15 protein-coding genes, 1 tRNA gene and 1 pseudogene are annotated in these 14,840 nt (G+C 58.6%); 5 read left to right on the top strand and 12 right to left on the bottom strand.

Annotated features, from left to right (window positions below; translation table 11 throughout):
- Positions 1–4 precede the first annotated feature (4 nt).
- The 5 genes from AC07Y0_RS16355 (at position 5) to AC07Y0_RS16335 (ending at position 1,975) form a co-directional block, all read left to right on the top strand.
- Positions 5–484, top strand: coding sequence for an arsenate-mycothiol transferase ArsC (locus AC07Y0_RS16355; RefSeq protein ID WP_498678788.1), 480 nt, complete (start codon positions 5–7; stop codon positions 482–484).
- A gap of 121 nt (positions 485–605) precedes the next feature.
- The gene (infA, locus tag AC07Y0_RS16350; protein ID WP_004435948.1) at positions 606–824 is read left to right on the top strand and encodes a translation initiation factor IF-1; all 219 of its coding nucleotides are present in this window, start codon (positions 606–608) and stop codon (positions 822–824) included.
- 34 nt (positions 825–858) lie between these two features.
- Positions 859–1,479 carry a Maf-like protein gene (locus AC07Y0_RS16345; protein ID WP_498678787.1) on the top strand — a complete coding sequence of 207 codons (621 nt, stop codon included), beginning with the start codon at positions 859–861 and terminating at the stop codon, positions 1,477–1,479.
- Between the two features lie 3 nt (positions 1,480–1,482).
- Positions 1,483–1,698: a DNA gyrase inhibitor YacG gene (gene yacG, locus AC07Y0_RS16340; protein ID WP_498678786.1), complete on the top strand. Its 216-nt coding sequence runs from the start codon at positions 1,483–1,485 to the stop codon at positions 1,696–1,698.
- Positions 1,699–1,899: 201 nt separating this feature from the next.
- Positions 1,900–1,975: transfer RNA gene (locus tag AC07Y0_RS16335), tRNA-Phe, on the top strand.
- Between the two features lie 90 nt (positions 1,976–2,065).
- Here AC07Y0_RS16335 and AC07Y0_RS16330 read toward each other — a convergent pair.
- From AC07Y0_RS16330 to AC07Y0_RS16275, 12 genes and pseudogenes are all read right to left on the bottom strand, one after another.
- A complete protein-coding gene (locus tag AC07Y0_RS16330; RefSeq protein WP_498678785.1) occupies positions 2,066–3,001 on the bottom strand; it encodes a tyrosine-type recombinase/integrase in 936 nt (311 codons plus the stop codon).
- Between the two features lie 389 nt (positions 3,002–3,390).
- Entirely contained in the window at positions 3,391–3,711 is a 321-nt protein-coding gene (locus AC07Y0_RS16325) for a DUF2190 family protein (protein WP_498678784.1), read from the bottom strand.
- 2 nt (positions 3,712–3,713) lie between these two features.
- Complete coding sequence (locus AC07Y0_RS16320; protein ID WP_498678783.1) at positions 3,714–3,932, bottom strand: phage head-tail joining protein; 219 nt, start codon at positions 3,930–3,932, stop codon at positions 3,714–3,716.
- A 1-nt stretch (position 3,933) separates the two neighbouring features.
- The gene (locus AC07Y0_RS16315) at positions 3,934–5,694 is read right to left on the bottom strand and encodes a prohead protease/major capsid protein fusion protein (RefSeq protein ID WP_498678782.1); all 1,761 of its coding nucleotides are present in this window, start codon (positions 5,692–5,694) and stop codon (positions 3,934–3,936) included.
- A 1-nt stretch (position 5,695) separates the two neighbouring features.
- A complete protein-coding gene (locus AC07Y0_RS16310; protein WP_498678781.1) occupies positions 5,696–7,072 on the bottom strand; it encodes a phage portal protein in 1,377 nt (458 codons plus the stop codon).
- Positions 7,072–7,611, bottom strand: coding sequence for a hypothetical protein (locus AC07Y0_RS16305; protein ID WP_498678780.1), 540 nt, complete (start codon positions 7,609–7,611; stop codon positions 7,072–7,074). Before AC07Y0_RS16305 ends, AC07Y0_RS16310 begins: the two co-directional genes overlap by 1 nt.
- Before the next feature lie 452 nt (positions 7,612–8,063).
- Positions 8,064–9,026, bottom strand: a complete 963-nt coding sequence (locus AC07Y0_RS16300; RefSeq protein WP_498678779.1) for a hypothetical protein — start codon at positions 9,024–9,026, stop codon at positions 8,064–8,066.
- Between the two features lie 53 nt (positions 9,027–9,079).
- Positions 9,080–9,691 carry a hypothetical protein gene (locus AC07Y0_RS16295; protein ID WP_498678778.1) on the bottom strand — a complete coding sequence of 204 codons (612 nt, stop codon included), beginning with the start codon at positions 9,689–9,691 and terminating at the stop codon, positions 9,080–9,082.
- Positions 9,692–9,700: 9 nt separating this feature from the next.
- The gene (locus tag AC07Y0_RS16290) at positions 9,701–11,470 is read right to left on the bottom strand and encodes a phage terminase large subunit family protein (protein ID WP_498678777.1); all 1,770 of its coding nucleotides are present in this window, start codon (positions 11,468–11,470) and stop codon (positions 9,701–9,703) included.
- A complete protein-coding gene (locus AC07Y0_RS16285) occupies positions 11,460–11,993 on the bottom strand; it encodes a DUF1441 family protein (protein WP_498678776.1) in 534 nt (177 codons plus the stop codon). Before AC07Y0_RS16285 ends, AC07Y0_RS16290 begins: the two co-directional genes overlap by 11 nt.
- A 264-nt stretch (positions 11,994–12,257) precedes the next feature.
- Entirely contained in the window at positions 12,258–14,336 is a 2,079-nt protein-coding gene (locus AC07Y0_RS16280) for an AAA family ATPase (protein ID WP_498678775.1), read from the bottom strand.
- Between the two features lie 271 nt (positions 14,337–14,607).
- Positions 14,608–14,838, bottom strand: a pseudogene (locus tag AC07Y0_RS16275) (hypothetical protein); the annotation flags it as partial.
- Positions 14,839–14,840 lie beyond the last annotated feature (2 nt).

Here is a 14,840-nt window from a genome sequence, read left to right as displayed (position 1 = left end):
CCTGATGGCCACCGGCGCGGATCCCGATACCCAGGGGCGTCTGCCGGGGGCGATCCTGTTCGTCTGCGGCATGAACGCGATCCGCTCGCCGATGGCCGAAGCGATCGCCCGGACCCTGCTGCCGGCCGGTACCTATCTCGCCTCGGCGGGGGTGAGGGCCGGCGAGCGCGATCCCTTCGTCGATGCGGTGCTCGACGAGATCGGCCTGACGCTCGGCAGGCGCCAGCCGCAGACGCTGGACGAACTGGAGGACGACTATTTCGACATGGTCGTCACGCTGGCGCCGGAGGCGCATCACGCGGCGCTGGAACTCACCCGTTCCTCCGCCGTCGAGGTCGTCTACTGGCCCATGCCCGATCCGACGGTGGCGACCGGCACGCGCGAGCAGATCCTCGAGGCCTATCGCGAGGTGCGCGACCGGCTGAAACGGCTGATCGAGGAGCGCCTGCTGTCCCGCGAAAGGCTGTCTCCGGGTCCGCTTTGAAACAAATTCGAAAAGCCCGATCTACAAGGTTCACAAAACCGCGGTGATTGTGTAGTTTCCGCCCACATTTTCGGGCCCCCGACCGGCGTCCCGACCAAACCTCAAGAAAGACAAGCGTTCAATGGCTAAAGAAGAAGTCCTCGAATTTCCCGGCGTCGTCACCGAATTGCTGCCCAATGCGACGTTCCGGGTGAAGCTGGAAAACGAGCACGAGATCATCGCCCATACCGCGGGCCGCATGCGCAAGAACCGCATCCGCGTTCTCGCCGGCGACAAGGTCCTGGTGGAGATGACCCCCTACGACCTGACCAAGGGCCGCATCACCTATCGCTTCAAGTAGTCGCCGGCTGCCGGTGAAGGCTGCGAGAGGGTCGATGGAACTGAGACAGAAGCTGATACTGGCCTCCGGGTCGCCGCGCCGCCTCGACCTGCTGAAGCAGGTCGGGATCGAGCCCGTGCGCCTGATGCCGATGGACCTCGACGAGACGCCGAAGAAGTCGGAACATCCGCGCTCGCTGGCGCGCCGCCTGTCGGCCGACAAGGCCAAGGCCGCCTATGGCGAGATCCGCCGCGATCCGGTGTGGAACGACAGCTATATCGTCGCCGCCGACACCGTGGTCGCCGTCGGCCGCCGCATCCTGCCCAAGGCGGAATATCTGGAAGAAGCCTCCTCGGCCCTGCATCTCCTGTCGGGCCGCAGCCACTGGGTGTTCACCGGCGTCTGCCTGATCACGCCGGGCGGCACGGTGCGCCAGAAGATCGTCGAGACCAAGGTGCGCTTCAAGCGCCTGTCCGGCCTCGACATCGAAAGCTATCTCGCATCCGGCCAGTGGCGCGGCAAGGCCGGCGGCTATGCCGTGCAGGGCATTGCCGGCTGCTTCGTGCAGAAACTCGTCGGCTCCTACACCAATGTCGTCGGCCTGCCGCTGTTCGAGACGCTGCAGATGCTCTCGGGCGAGGGCTTCACCGTGCAGTCCGGCTGGACGGAGGGCTGAGCGATGGCCGGGACCGAAAACCTCGGCCGCTCCGCCAAGGTGGAGCCGCTGCGCAAGGCGCGCCCGTGCCCGGAATGCCGCAGGCCCTCGCAGCGCGAGCACTATCCCTTCTGCTCCGACCGCTGCCGCAATCTCGACCTGTCGCGCTGGCTGAAAGGCTCCTATGCCATTCCCGTCGTCGACGACGAATCGAAGGCCAACGACGACCAACCCGACTGAGACGATTGCCGGGCGGTTCGGCGAATGGGCCGGAAGTCGTTCATTTGATTGGATTTTCCGGCATTTTCGCAAAGCTGTCAAAAAAGTGCCGAAAGGCGCTGGACATGCCGAAACAAGATGCTATAACGCCCTCGCTTCCGGGGGAAACTTCTCCCCCGCCGGTCGGAACCATCCGCCGGATGGCTTGTCAAAAGGCCTGATGCCCGGATAGCTCAGTTGGTAGAGCAGCGGATTGAAAATCCGCGTGTCGGTGGTTCAAATCCGCCTCCGGGCACCATTCTAAAATTTCCTCGTTATATTTCAGTATTTTATTGGGCGGTATCGTCCCACCGTATGCAATCACCTTAAAAGGTGGGACACTTTTGATCTATTTCTGTTCCTCCGATAGCCGTCTCATTGCGCTGGTCGCTCGTATCTTCTGATTAGCTGCGCGGGTGTAGCGGGTGACTTCCTTAGATGTGGAGTGGCCCGTGACAGCCATGATTTCGAACTCTGTGCATCCAAGCTCGGCAAGGCGAGACGCTGCCGCCTTGCGAAGCCCATGGGCACTGCATTCTTTTAGGCCAGCTTCGTTGCACCGCTTGCGGAACCAATTGCCAAATCCATTGGACGTGAACGGCCGGTCGAACTCCGTTACAAGAAACGTGAGATTTCCGCAGGGGCTCGCATCGATAATTTTCCGCAGTTCGGGAATGATCGGGATTTCGAGCCGCACCGGCTTACTGTTCCGATTCTTGTGCTGAGTGAACGTCAGCCAGCCATCCCGGACGTGTTGCCGGCCGAATGAAATGATGTCGCTTCTGCGCTGCCCAGTGTAGAGCATCAAGGCGAAGGCCAGTCGTGCTTTTGTTCCAATCGGATGACGCTCCTCAAACTTGCGAAGCTCGTCCACCGACCATGCATGAAATCCTTCGGGGTTCTTGCTCTTCAGGTATTCGACATCCATGGCCGGGTTGCGGTCGTGATGGTCATAATCAATCGCGAATTTGAAAAGCTGGCGTACCGCCTTCAGCATGCCATTGGCCGCTTCGGGTTTCTCGATAAGGTCATCGCGGCGTTGCCTCAAGTGTTTCGGTTGCAGCAACCGGAAGGGCTTGTCGCCGTCTCCGTTGCGCTGGCAAAAGCGCTCAAGCAACCCGCGCCGCACATATTGGGTGCGCGGATCAAGCTCGCGAAAAGGGGCCGATTTGAAGTATTCTGAACAGAGCCAGCGAATGGAGCCGGGCACGATAGCTCCGGTCTTTAGCCGTTTCGGTTCCTTCGCATGAGCCGAAGGGCTTGCCGCCGCCTTATAGGCGGCCATGAAGTCAGGTGATCCCATCGGGCCGGGCAGACGGATTTTCGGTTGCCCTGCTTTTCGAAAGTAGAGCCTTACGTTTCCGTGCCTATCCGTGTCCTCTACTACATACTTGAGCCGGATTTGCATTTGTCCCTCTTGAGGCTTTAGCCGTCCCACGGATTGTTGCTGTCGTTGCCGTCAGAAGGCAAGGCTTCGAAGCTGGCATCTAGCGCTCTCACGTCCCAAACCTTTCTTGAGTCAATCCGCTTTGGCTTGGGCATTCTGCCGTCTCTGACCATTTCATCGAACTTGGTTTCACTGATGCCGATATAGTCAGCCGCCTCGACGCGATTCAGCCCCCGCCGTGACGGCGGAGGTAGAGTCTTCACGTGTGGGGCAGCTCCGGTCATGGCTTAGGTCAGCTTCACATTCACCGCGCCGCTTGCGACCGCAGCGACAGTGACGACCACGCCGATCTTGGTATTGCCGCTCGCGGTGGACGTGACGCGCTTCGCGGTTCCGTCCCAATAGGCCGAATCGCCGATGGCGAATTCGTCCGCCGCGACCTTGGGCAATTCGAAGACACCTTCGGTCACCACGTCGCAGTCTTCGCCCGTAGCGGCGTTGCCAGCCGCGATCCCATAGATTTCACCGATCACCACGACATCACCGGAAAGGATCGACGCTGGGGCCGGAAGGGTCAGGCTCTTCCCTGCCTGTACATAGTTTTTCATGATCAAAGCCCTTTCGAGGTTCGGAAAAGAATGGTGTTGGGAGACCGGCCCGACCGCATGGCGACAATCGCGGCATCGGCGGCGCGGATGGCAGCCGCCATTTCGGAGTCGGACTTGTAGACGACGGTTTCGCCGTTCTGGTCGCGGAACTCGCGAACGCCACCAAGGCGGGCTTGTATAAGTCCGTCCCGCCAAGCGATCAGTTGGGCCAAGCTCGCCATGCTATTCGCCCGGATTGAAGTAAGCGCCGCGCCAATCGACCGCACCGCAACCGAAGTCGAGCACGACGCGGAATTCCATGCCCAGCACGTCCCAGCCTTCGCGGCTCGACATCTGCGGACCGGGAGCGGAGGCGAGATAGGCATATTCGAGGATCGGCAGCACAGCCGGATCGGCGAAGACGTACCAGCCGGGGCCAGTCAGGCGCGGTTCGACCAGAAGCGTCAGGCGACCGGAGAACACATTGGCGTCCGCCGTGTTGCTGGCATAGATTTCCGACAACAGCTTTTCGGCGGCGGTCTCGTATTCGGGCGCGACCAGCAGATACTTCGGCGTCGCGTTGACCGGCGTCTTGCCGTCCAGCCCCTTCATGCGGCGAAGCGAAAGGCGTGCTTCATCGAATCCTGCCCCGGCAACGTCCAACGCGTAGGGATCGCCAAGGTTGCCGTGAGCGTCATGGAAGAGCGCCTTGCCGTCTTCACCCATCTTTGGATTGGAGCGCAGCAGGTTGACCAGTAGATTCGCTTCGGTTTCGCCCGCCATACGCCCGGCGGTCATACCCCAATCGCGGAACGCGCCCAGGTCATCGTTGATCAGCGCCTTGCGGGAAAGGGCGAACTTGGTCGCGTAGGTGTCGAGAGCATAACCTTCGGTAGCTTCACCGCGCGTCGTGCTCTTGATTTCGCCACTCTCCGAAACCTTCTGAAGCATACCGACATCGGAGAGTTTCAGCTTCGTCCCGGCGCGGAAATCGCCCAAGGTCGCCTGCCGTGCCAGCGCCTTCAGCGGCGACTGCGCAATCTGATAGGCGCTCATGAGCGTGCGATTGCCAACACCCGTCAGCAACTGCGGGAAATCGCTGGTCGTGTGCATGGCCGCCCGGAAGAGCTGATCATTGTCCATGCCACGGGTGGAAATGCCGCCCGCCTCGACGCACGCGCGGGCATGATCGCGAAGGGAGTCGCTCATGAAGGGGCGCGCGGAATCCGCCGGGGACGTCCCGCTGACGCGGGCGTAAAGCGCCTCTTCGCGACGAACGCGGATCGCCGCCGGATCGTCGTGGGAGGTGACCACGCGAATTCGGGGCGTGTTGCGGCTTCGGGTCTGCATGGCCTCGAATGCTTCGGCGCGGGCCTCAATAATGGACAACCCCCGGCCGATCATGTCATCGGCCTGTTCGGCGGTCATGTGGGCGGCTTGCGCGACCTGCCGGATTGCGGCGCGCGTCTGCGCAACGGTCGCTTCCGCTGCGGGCGGGTCGAGAACGTCGGTTTCGTCTTCCATGGTGTTGCTCCTGAATGTTGCTCCCGGATCAGCCGGGACCGGCACGGCGGAAGCCTCGAAGATCACCCACGCCGCCGCCGTGCGGACGCGAGCCTTGGTGACGGGATCGGTGGTGTCCGACCAGCGGGAGACGCGATAGCCGACAGAAACGCCGCGAAGGGTTCCCTCCCGGATGCGGTCGCGGATCGGCGCGACATCGGCGGCTTGGCTGATCTTGATTGTTGCGACCAGCGCCGCGCCTTCGAACCGATATGCGGTAATCACGCCAATGGTATCGCGGGCGCTGCCCTGCCGATGGCCATCAAGAACGGGAGCGCCGATCAGCCGGGAAGTATCGAGCCCGGCGGGATCAAGCCGCTCGACATAGGCCCCGCGAGCGTCGCGACGGTTCACGTCGGCAAAGGTGGAAATCACAGCTTCAACGGTCTGCGCTTCGGCGTCATAGGTCTGCGGGCTGATTTCCGCGCGGCGGGTCAGCATCTCAAGCACCGGCATCGGCAGGCTCCTTCTTGCTGGTTGCGGCGAAGGCGAGCCCAAGCCCGCTTTCGCGGGCGCGGTCTTCGGCGATCTCGGAATCGAGGCTGTCCACGTCCCAGCCGCGTTGCGCGGCAAGCTTCTTCCGGCTAGTCAAGCCCGCGTTCAGTTCGGCGACATCGGCGGCAACGGCCTTCTCCGGGTCAACCTGCTGCCAAGCGGGCGGCAACCATTCGGCATGCGGAACCGCATCAATCTCGCCAGTGAGCAAGGCGAAGCCATGCACGCGCCGCCAAACCGGGTTGAGAAGCTGCGGGACAAGCGTGTGATACTGGATTTGCTCGACACGCTGGCGAAACGGCAAAAGTCCGGCCCGGAGGCTGGAATAGTTCGCGCCGGTCAGATCGCCGTCCAGATAGTGGGAAGGAAGGCCAAGCCCGGCGGCAAGCTGGCGAACCTGTGCCTTCATGAATTCGGCGGTCTGCTGCGCCTGCTGCGGCGAATTGAACTTGATGTCATAGCCGGTCGGCAGGCGCTTCAGCGTCCCCGGCTCGAGTCCGGTTTCCATGATGCCGTTGGCACCCGTCCCGTCATAGGGCTCGCCCGAACCGTTCTGATCGACAAGGAAGCCCGCATGCATGGCGGCGACCTTCGCGCCAACCAACAGCGCGTCAATCAACTGGTCCAGTTCATTGGCGGGAAGGATGACCGGCGCAAGCCACGAAATGCCGCGCACCTGCCCGATGCCCAGCGGCTTGAAGATATGAAGGATTTCGGAGGCGGGGACGCGGACTGGCGCGGCATAGCTCGCGAACTGGTCGGTCGGTCGCGCGGGCAAGACGTGATAGGCCACACGAAGACCATCGGCATCGAACTCAACACCGTTGACGACACAACCGCCACCGACCAAATCCAGCGTCTTCGACTCGTCCACCAGTTCGGCGGGGATCAGGCGAAGCCGCAAACCGCTTTCGTTCATAATGAGTTGCACGAAGGCTTCGCCATCAACGACCATCGCGCGGGCAATGTCCGCCTGAAGGCCCCAAAAGTCGGTGCGCTGTTCGGCGTCAGCCGTGTCCGCCCAAGCGAGAAACGCTCCAACCCCATCAGCCGCGCCTGTCGGTACTATTCCCGCTCCGACCAAGGCCGCGACCCAATTGGCAACCGCGTTCGAAATGAGGGGATTGTTCGTGGTTAGATAGCGTCCCCGGCTGCGGACGACATGCGCCGCCGCCGACACTTCGGTCTGCGTTCGCCCGAAGGTCCCGAAGCCAAACCCGCGTCGCCCGCTGGCCGCACCATCGAAACGGCGGACATCGGTATCCGCCGCACGACGGGAGGCGCGGTTGAACATGTTAAAGGGGTTCGGCAGGCGGACTGGCATCAGCGGACTTTCAGAACCGCAACGATGTCGCGGATCAACCGTCCAGCATCAAGCGCAAGAACAGTATCAGCATCTTCTTCAGGCTCTACCGAAGCCAAGATGGCACGGGCGTCATCGTCCATAGTTTCAGCCAGAAACCAAGCCTTCGGCCTTGCACGGCCATCGCGGCCAAGTGCCAAACCCATCTTGAAGTCTTCACCTGCACGTGCCCGCTCGACTGCTTCTTCGATGCGGGAAAGTGTAACGTTGTAGCCATTCCGTCGTTTGACACGGGTCGAGTGCATCGGGGCACTCTGGACAAAGCGGAGGAAGTCTTCGAGCACGTGGCGGGCGATGCCAAAAGCATCCATTCGTGCAGCGAAGCGCAATGCGCAAACGGTTTCTATTGAGTAGAGGTCGGCCCTACCGTCGCGCGCGGAAGGCGAAAGGTAGTGCCGCTGGGTCGTGTTACGCAGCAACTTATCAAGTTGGGGCACCTTGTCGTCAGGCAGGCCGTCAATCTTAGCGAAGGCAACGGCCACCTCGGAAATACGATACATGTAGGGTCTCCTGATTAACTTTAAGACTCAATAACTCAGTTCGAGTTGAAATGCAATCGGCAATATGTGATGGTGTCGTAGTCGGTGGGCCAATCGCCACAGCAGCCTGCTCGAAGTGCCCCTGGCGCAATGTCCCGCGATGCGACAACATTAAGAGGAAGACAATGTCAGAGATAAAATTCGCTGAACTGAAATACGAATCAAGGCAATTGATCGCCGAGTGCCAAGCCCGGAGGCTACCTTTGCTCATGGCGATTCTTGGTATTCGGCAGCTATGCAAACAATATGGCTATCCGCAGCCGCCTAATCCTATAGAATTTGCACTTTCGGAATAAGTGCGGCTACAAATTGCAGTATTCGCGTAAAGTTCGAACCCGCTCTCGCGACTAACCCGGATATAAAGAATGTTTGAGGTCAAAAAAGACAAAGATTCCAGAAGTTTAGCGCTTAGGCTATTTGTTGGGTTGCCGTGGGTGGTGCGCGCCTTCTTGAATCTTTTTATTATCCTGCTGCTTGGCGTTCTGGTCTTCAGCATTTTGGGGAAAATCTACCAAATTCCAGCCTTCGATAAGGTCTCGGAAGAACTCACGAGCTTTCTCAAAATTGTCATCGGAGCAATCGTCGGTTCGCTTTCCAGCGAGGCTAAGGAATACCTTCAGCGGAAGAAGCCCGATGAGGTCATTAGTGACAATCGGTCCGATCTTGGTGAAAACTAGGCCGCCGGCCGTAAAAAAGGATTGAAGCGCCAGATCAGGATAGCTCATCGTCAACGCCGGGGATCTTCTTATCCAGCGGTACAGATTTTGAACAGAAAACATTACGAAAAAAAACGCCGAAAATAGTGGCGGCAATAAAGATGTGATGTACCCACTTAAGGAGAAGGTGATATACGATATGAAAGTAATTGACGTAAAAAATTCTATAATAAAACTCGCTCTAAATCTGTCGGTATATTTGCCGTGAATAATATTTAGGCCACCGATGATGAGCTGTAGTTTTGGGGGGAGTCGTTGCCTGCTTTTTGATCCGGTGTCTATGCGTTTTCTTTGCTGAGTCATTTCACTGCTGAATTTGTGAAGCTCAGTTGGACCCATTCGGACAATTATTAGGCGCGTGCCTTTTGCTACCGCACGCAATGTGTGCATCTTCCCGCCGGCTAAGGTCATGTGACCTACCTTGCCGTCGCCGCCATAAATCGCAGCATGATCGACATTTGAAGAAGCATAGTACATCAGCGCCCATGACCAAAACGAATCCAAACGCTGCGTGAAGATCATGTCGCCAACATTGAGTTGCCTGACTATTTCGTCGGGCACGGCATCGACAAAGCCCAAAGCCATCTCATTGTTTTGGCTTTCGGAAAATCTGCCTTTACGTCGCCGATAAAGATAGTAGTCCCAAGCAGCGAAAAACAATTCACCTCCAAACCGGAATTAAATCCCGGCATTTTGCGTTTATTTGCAGAACGTCATGGCATGAAACCTATTCGCTTTTTGAATGACGACAGAAAAAGTTGTTTTTCCTGAGCGAAATCACGAACAAAACGGTGTTCTGCGAACATTGGAGGCATTGCAAAGTTGATGACCCATTCGACAAGCTTTTCGTCCGGCTGAGCTAGATCGAACCACTCCTTCTCTTCAGGCTTCCATACTATATTGTTAGGGAGCAATCGCTTAAGAAAAACAGCATCCTCAGACAGAAGACACCAGATTTTAGCCCCCACCTCAAGCGCTGTATTATCTATTTTAGAGAGCTTCTCTAGCCGACCCAATAGTGCCGCAAATAAGAACCAAGCGAATCGCCGTGAGTTGACTTCATCACCAGCGGAAGCCTGCATTTTCGCCACAACTTCGGGGATGAAGTCATCCAATGAGAAATCTTCACCCTTTTTCCGAGCCTCCGAATACATGATGGAAACAACTGGAAGCAGGTTCTCATAGGCGACAAGAATATGCGCTCTTGTGGCGGAATCCATCTCAGAGAATAGATGGTCTATCGACGACGCATAACGTGCAGCATCGAACTTCAGTAATGCCACAAACTCATTTTCGGGCTTCCTCTTTTTGAATAACCCCCACATCGGCTTCCCCTAGCGATTCAACCAAGTCGATTTTATCACATTCTCAGGTTGCTTAGGCAAGGCAGCGCTACCCAGCTCCTCTTTGCGGCGATGGACATTGGCCTTCAGCAGACTCCGTACAGCCATCGCATAAATCACGCAATCAAGGCTCTCGGCTCGCCGCCCCGGAATTCGCTCCCATTGTCGAACCGGAGCGCCGCGAATATAGCGCATAACAAGCCGTTCGCTCGCCAATTCTTCATAGAATCGCCCGTCGAGGCTATTCGAGAACCGGACGGTACGTCCGCGCGTCAGTCGGCTTGCCAATTGCGCCTTCACGCCGTCCACGCCGACGATGAAAAGCTTGGTTCCCTTGGTGTCGCTGGCCTTGATGGCCGGTCGGTTGCCAGACGCTCCTTTGATGGCGTGTACACGCAAGCCATAGCGGGGCCGCGTGAAGGCCATCACCCTGTCCATGGTCTCGCCATCGCCCGCGTCTATCGCTGCCGCGTCCACGCGCAAGATACCGCCTTTCGGATGCCGCCATACGGTGCGAAGCAAATCGTTCAATTCAGTCCATACGTCGTCACGTTGCGGGTCCCCGTAGATCACCGTTTGCGCGAGAACGAATATCTCGTCGCGCGACCAGCCCAAGAACACGATTTCGAGGCGGTCGCGTTGGACATCAACGCCCGCCGTGATCATCAGGACTTCAGACGGAATGCTATCGAGGCCGAACGGTTCGGCGCGGGCTGCGAGCGCGGTTTCGTCAATCTCTTCGGCGGCTTCCCGCCATCCTTGCGCAAGGATCGTGTTGACGAACACCTGAAGCGTGTCAGGGCTCTTCTTTGCCGCGACAAATTCCTGCGCAAGCTTTCCCCAAGAGGCATTGGCAAGGGTCGAGACAAGGGCGTTGAGCCGGAAGCCCGCATGGCCGCGAACATGCGGTGCGGTTGCCCGCCACCGCCCTTTCTCGACCATCGCCGCCTTGTGGCGCTCCTCGATCACCGAACCGCATTCGACGCAGACATAATGCGCCTTGTGAGGCTCGCCTTCAGGCCAATGAATATCCGCCCAGGTGATTTCGTGCCAATGTCCGCAGTCCGGGCATGGCACTTCAAAAACGCGCATGTCCGACTGCGCATAGGAGCGCAGTACATTGCTCGTCTCCTCAATCGTCGGCGTGCTTCCCAAGATGATCTTGCGGTTTGCGAAAGACAGGGTACGGCGTTCGGCAAGCGTGATCGGGCTGCCTTCCGCTCCCGGCTCCATGGCGTCCGCTTCATCGATCAGCAGGACGCGGACGTTGTGGCGGCGAAGGTTACGCGGCGACTTGGCGGCGACCACCTTCAGCGATCCTCCCGCGAAGCGCCGCGACATGAGCGTATTGCGCCCGGTCTCGTCAGCTTCGGCGGACAGTAGACCATGCAGTGCGGGTGTCGCCTCGAATATCGGTTCAAGGTCGCTCACCACATAATCGCGGCAATCCGCTTCGGTTGGCAGCAGCGCCAGAATAGGGGAAGGCTCATTGGCTACGTAGGAAGCGAGCGCCCCTGTCAGAAGCGTGGTGAAGCCGACACGCACCGGCTTAACCAGTGTCACCCGCTCAAGTTCGGGGTCGCTGATCGCGTCGGCGATTTCCCGCTGATAGGGCCAAAGGTTCACGCGCCCCGGAAGAGCGGACACACCTTCGGGCAATCGCATATGGGTTTCGATCCACTCCGAAAGCGGCTGCCTTGGCGGCGGCATCAGGGCGCGAAGAGCACGGCGGCGAGTTTCTAGCAGAGCGTCAGTTTCCATTGGCGATTTCCGAAAGCACGTCCCGGATTTCCCGGTCGAATACGGTCATGTCGTGGGTCGTCAGATGCCCAAGGCGCTGCTGCAAGCGCGAAGGCAGGGCCAACAGAGCAGCGCGTACGTCTCGCAGGATAGCCGACCACTCACGTTCGACATCGGCGGCGGGAATCAATTCGTGCCGCGCAATCGCGTTCTGCATCTCCGCCTTGTCAGCCTGTTCGCGAGCAAGGCGGGTCTTCTGTTCGGTCAATTCTGGATTCGCCGCACCGCGCCCGGACGCCTGCTTGCGGATATGCTCGCAGTATCCGCGCACCGCTTCCCGCCGGTCGAACCGCCCTTTGGAGACACGTGGAATATGCCCCTGCCGAACGAGAACGTTGACGCGATTGGCCGTCAGTCCCAAGAGGTCGGCAAGCTGGTCGGTGGACGTGTCGCCACGGTCGAATTGCTGCCGATCTGACGGTCCGCCGCCGACATAACGGGCAATGGCTTCCTCGACTGTGAGGGATTCAAGATCAGTTTCCATTTTCAATTTTTCCTCGCAGATCGAAACGTCGGGGCTCCGCGTCCCCCGCGATCAGCCACCGTGGGGAAGGACCCATGTCGGAAATCGAGTGACGGGGAGACGGGCATACGGGCGCTGTCGGTAAAGAGGCATCGGCTTTCTTCCCATCGGGCATCGGACAGACGGACATCCCTTAAGGGATATGTCCGTGTCCGTCCGGCTATGCCCGGCAGGGGGGCAGGCGGGACATGGTGGACATGTCCGATCAATGTCCGTGTCCGTCCGCTAGTCTTCATCGACATCGAAGGCCTCCCTCGTCTTTGCAACCATGGAATAAAAGCCGTCATCGAAAACCAAGACGCCTTTGCGGATTAGTTCTGACACTGCACGCGAGAAGGCTTTCCGGCGGCTGTCCGGCTTCTCGGCGGGCGAGACATCCCTTCCAGCGACGCAGGCTTCCCGCCAATCCTCTTCGCTGATCCGGTCGTTACCCGCTGTCTCGTCCTTGAAGACCTTCAGCGCCGCCGATGCCGAAGGCGTCATGCGCTCCTCTTTGTGAGCACTGCCGCTCGGCAACTCCCGGCAATATGCTGTCGTGATCGGATCGCCATCTTCGTCGGTGCCCAAGGTGACGACGCCGATGGTGAATGCGATGTCGCGGTCGCAAGAGCCGTTGCGGTTCTTGGTGAGCTTGGCCCGCACAATGCCGTCGCTTTTGGTGAGGTGGATTGATACGTCCAGCGCGCCGTTCAAAAGCGAATGCCCGCGCGGCAATCCCTGCTGCCCGTCCTTGGTGTCGTGATGAACCAGAATGACAGCCGCTCCCCATTTCGTCAGGGACTTGGCAACCGCAACGACCCGGCTCATGCCTTCGGCGCTGTTCTCTTCCAATCCGGGGAACGCCATTGCCAGCGTGTCGAGCACGACAAGTTTCGGACGCCGTTCCTTTACGGCTTGCCGGAGCTTCTTCAGATGTTCGCTCCCCTTGGCCAGCAGGTTCGAAACGCCACCTACCAGACAAAAGTCGGCAGCGTCACCGTGCTTGCGATACAGAGCACGGACACGCCCTCTCATGCCGTGCTCGTCTTCGGCGGCGACGTAAAGAACGCCGCCCTCCTTGACCCGCATCCCGAAAATGTCGGTGCCTTGAGCGACGGCATAGGCGAGGCGCGGTGCCAAGAGTGACTTACCTACGCCGGGTGCGCCGACGATGCAGGCAACATCGCCTTCGGCGATCAGCCCCTTAACGACATAGTGGCGCGCCTCCGATTGTTCGCATTCAGCCGGTGAAATGAACGTCAGACCAGAGGATTTGGCTTCTGTCTCCGGCTGGTCCCGCTCTCCCTCAAGCGGTTCGACAGCTTCGTCAAACAGCCCGAATAGCCGTTCAAGGTCGCGCCAGCCATGCTCTCCGGCAAGCTTGAAAATATGCTGTATCGTCCGCACCCGGCCTTCGTTGCGGCGAAAGGAACGCCACGCCTTTTCGGTCGCATCGGAATCGTAGCCGGGCCACTCCTGCGACCATGCGTCGAAGAACACGAAGCCTTCCGGCGAGTCTCCGTATTCGTGATGCAGCGCCATCCCCACCTCAAGCCACCAGTCTCGCGAGTGGTTTTCGGAGATGCTGCCATCGTTCGGAATTGCCATCAGGGCTTCGTAGACCACATCAATCCGATGGCTCGAATTCGGGCTCCCCTTGTCGTGCTCGCGGTCTTCGGTTCCGGAAAAAGCCTTTGCTCTCGCGACAACCGATTTCAGATTGGCAAGCGGCACAAGCCTTAGCTGGTCGTTTGCGCCGACGTATCGGGTGACAATAGGGTCGGCACCGTACTCTTGGCCCGTCACCGTGAAATAGCTGTTGGACAGGTGAAGTTCGATGCCGTAGTGCGACGCCCCCTTTTTCCACTGCTGACGATGTTCCGCACCAAGGGTTCGGCGTAGCGCGGGAAGGTCGGATGTCTTCACAAGGAAGAAGATTTTTGCCCCTTCGCCGCTAGGGCTGATTTCGGTATAGGAAGCCAGCTTGGCCCTGATCTCTTCGGCCCACGGTTCAAGCGTGCCGTCAACCATGCAACCGTCCAGATCAACCCCGCAAAGTGCAATTCTCTCGTCAAGCGGACCCAAGACGATTCCGACGCCCGGCTTGCTTCCCGGCGATTTGAGGGTGCGCGCATGCCGTTCCGCCTGCGCTTTCGAGCCCCAAGTGGCCGGCCGATTATTTGCTGCCAATTGACCCGTCTTCGGGTTGATAGGGGCCTTGTCGATTTTCCCTACTTTGACGGGCTTTCCAGAGTAGGAAACCCAACGATTCAAGGTGTTTAGGCTATGCAGCCGAGCATAGTTATGATATACAGTATCATGCATTTGAAGCTTTCCTTCGGTGCTGCTTTTGCTATGCCGCTTCGGGTCGTTGATCTCCCCCGAGGCGGCATTTTTGTTTTTGAGGAAAGTTTCGGAATCGCTTCAAGGCGCGCAAAAATGGTGGGACAATAATCCCGAAAACTACAATAAAACTATGAGACGTTTCGGTGTCCCACTTTCTTTCAAGTTGTTGTTTTATTGTGGTTTCTGCGCTCCGCCTCCGGGCACCATTTTTCAAAATGTCCATACCGAAGACATAGGTAACATCGTGTACCTAAGACATGGGCGACAACCTCGTGCCGAACGGGTTGTCGATGGTTTGCAAAGTCCTCTGCTCCAGGTCGATATATCCCAGATCATAATGCATGAAGCTGACGAGCCAAATGCCGTCATCGACTTCCTTGATGCCGAGCCTTTGGCCGGCCATGACGATTGAGATGTTGATCTTCTTGCGATGCATGCAGATGCGTCCGCACGTGGTCACGAGGACATCTCTGTCGTGGAACT

The sequence above is a fragment of the Allorhizobium sp. GW101-3B10 genome, from assembly GCF_059424725.1.
Note: the sequence above shows the minus strand (reverse complement) of the source record. Positions and strands in the feature narration are given on the sequence as shown.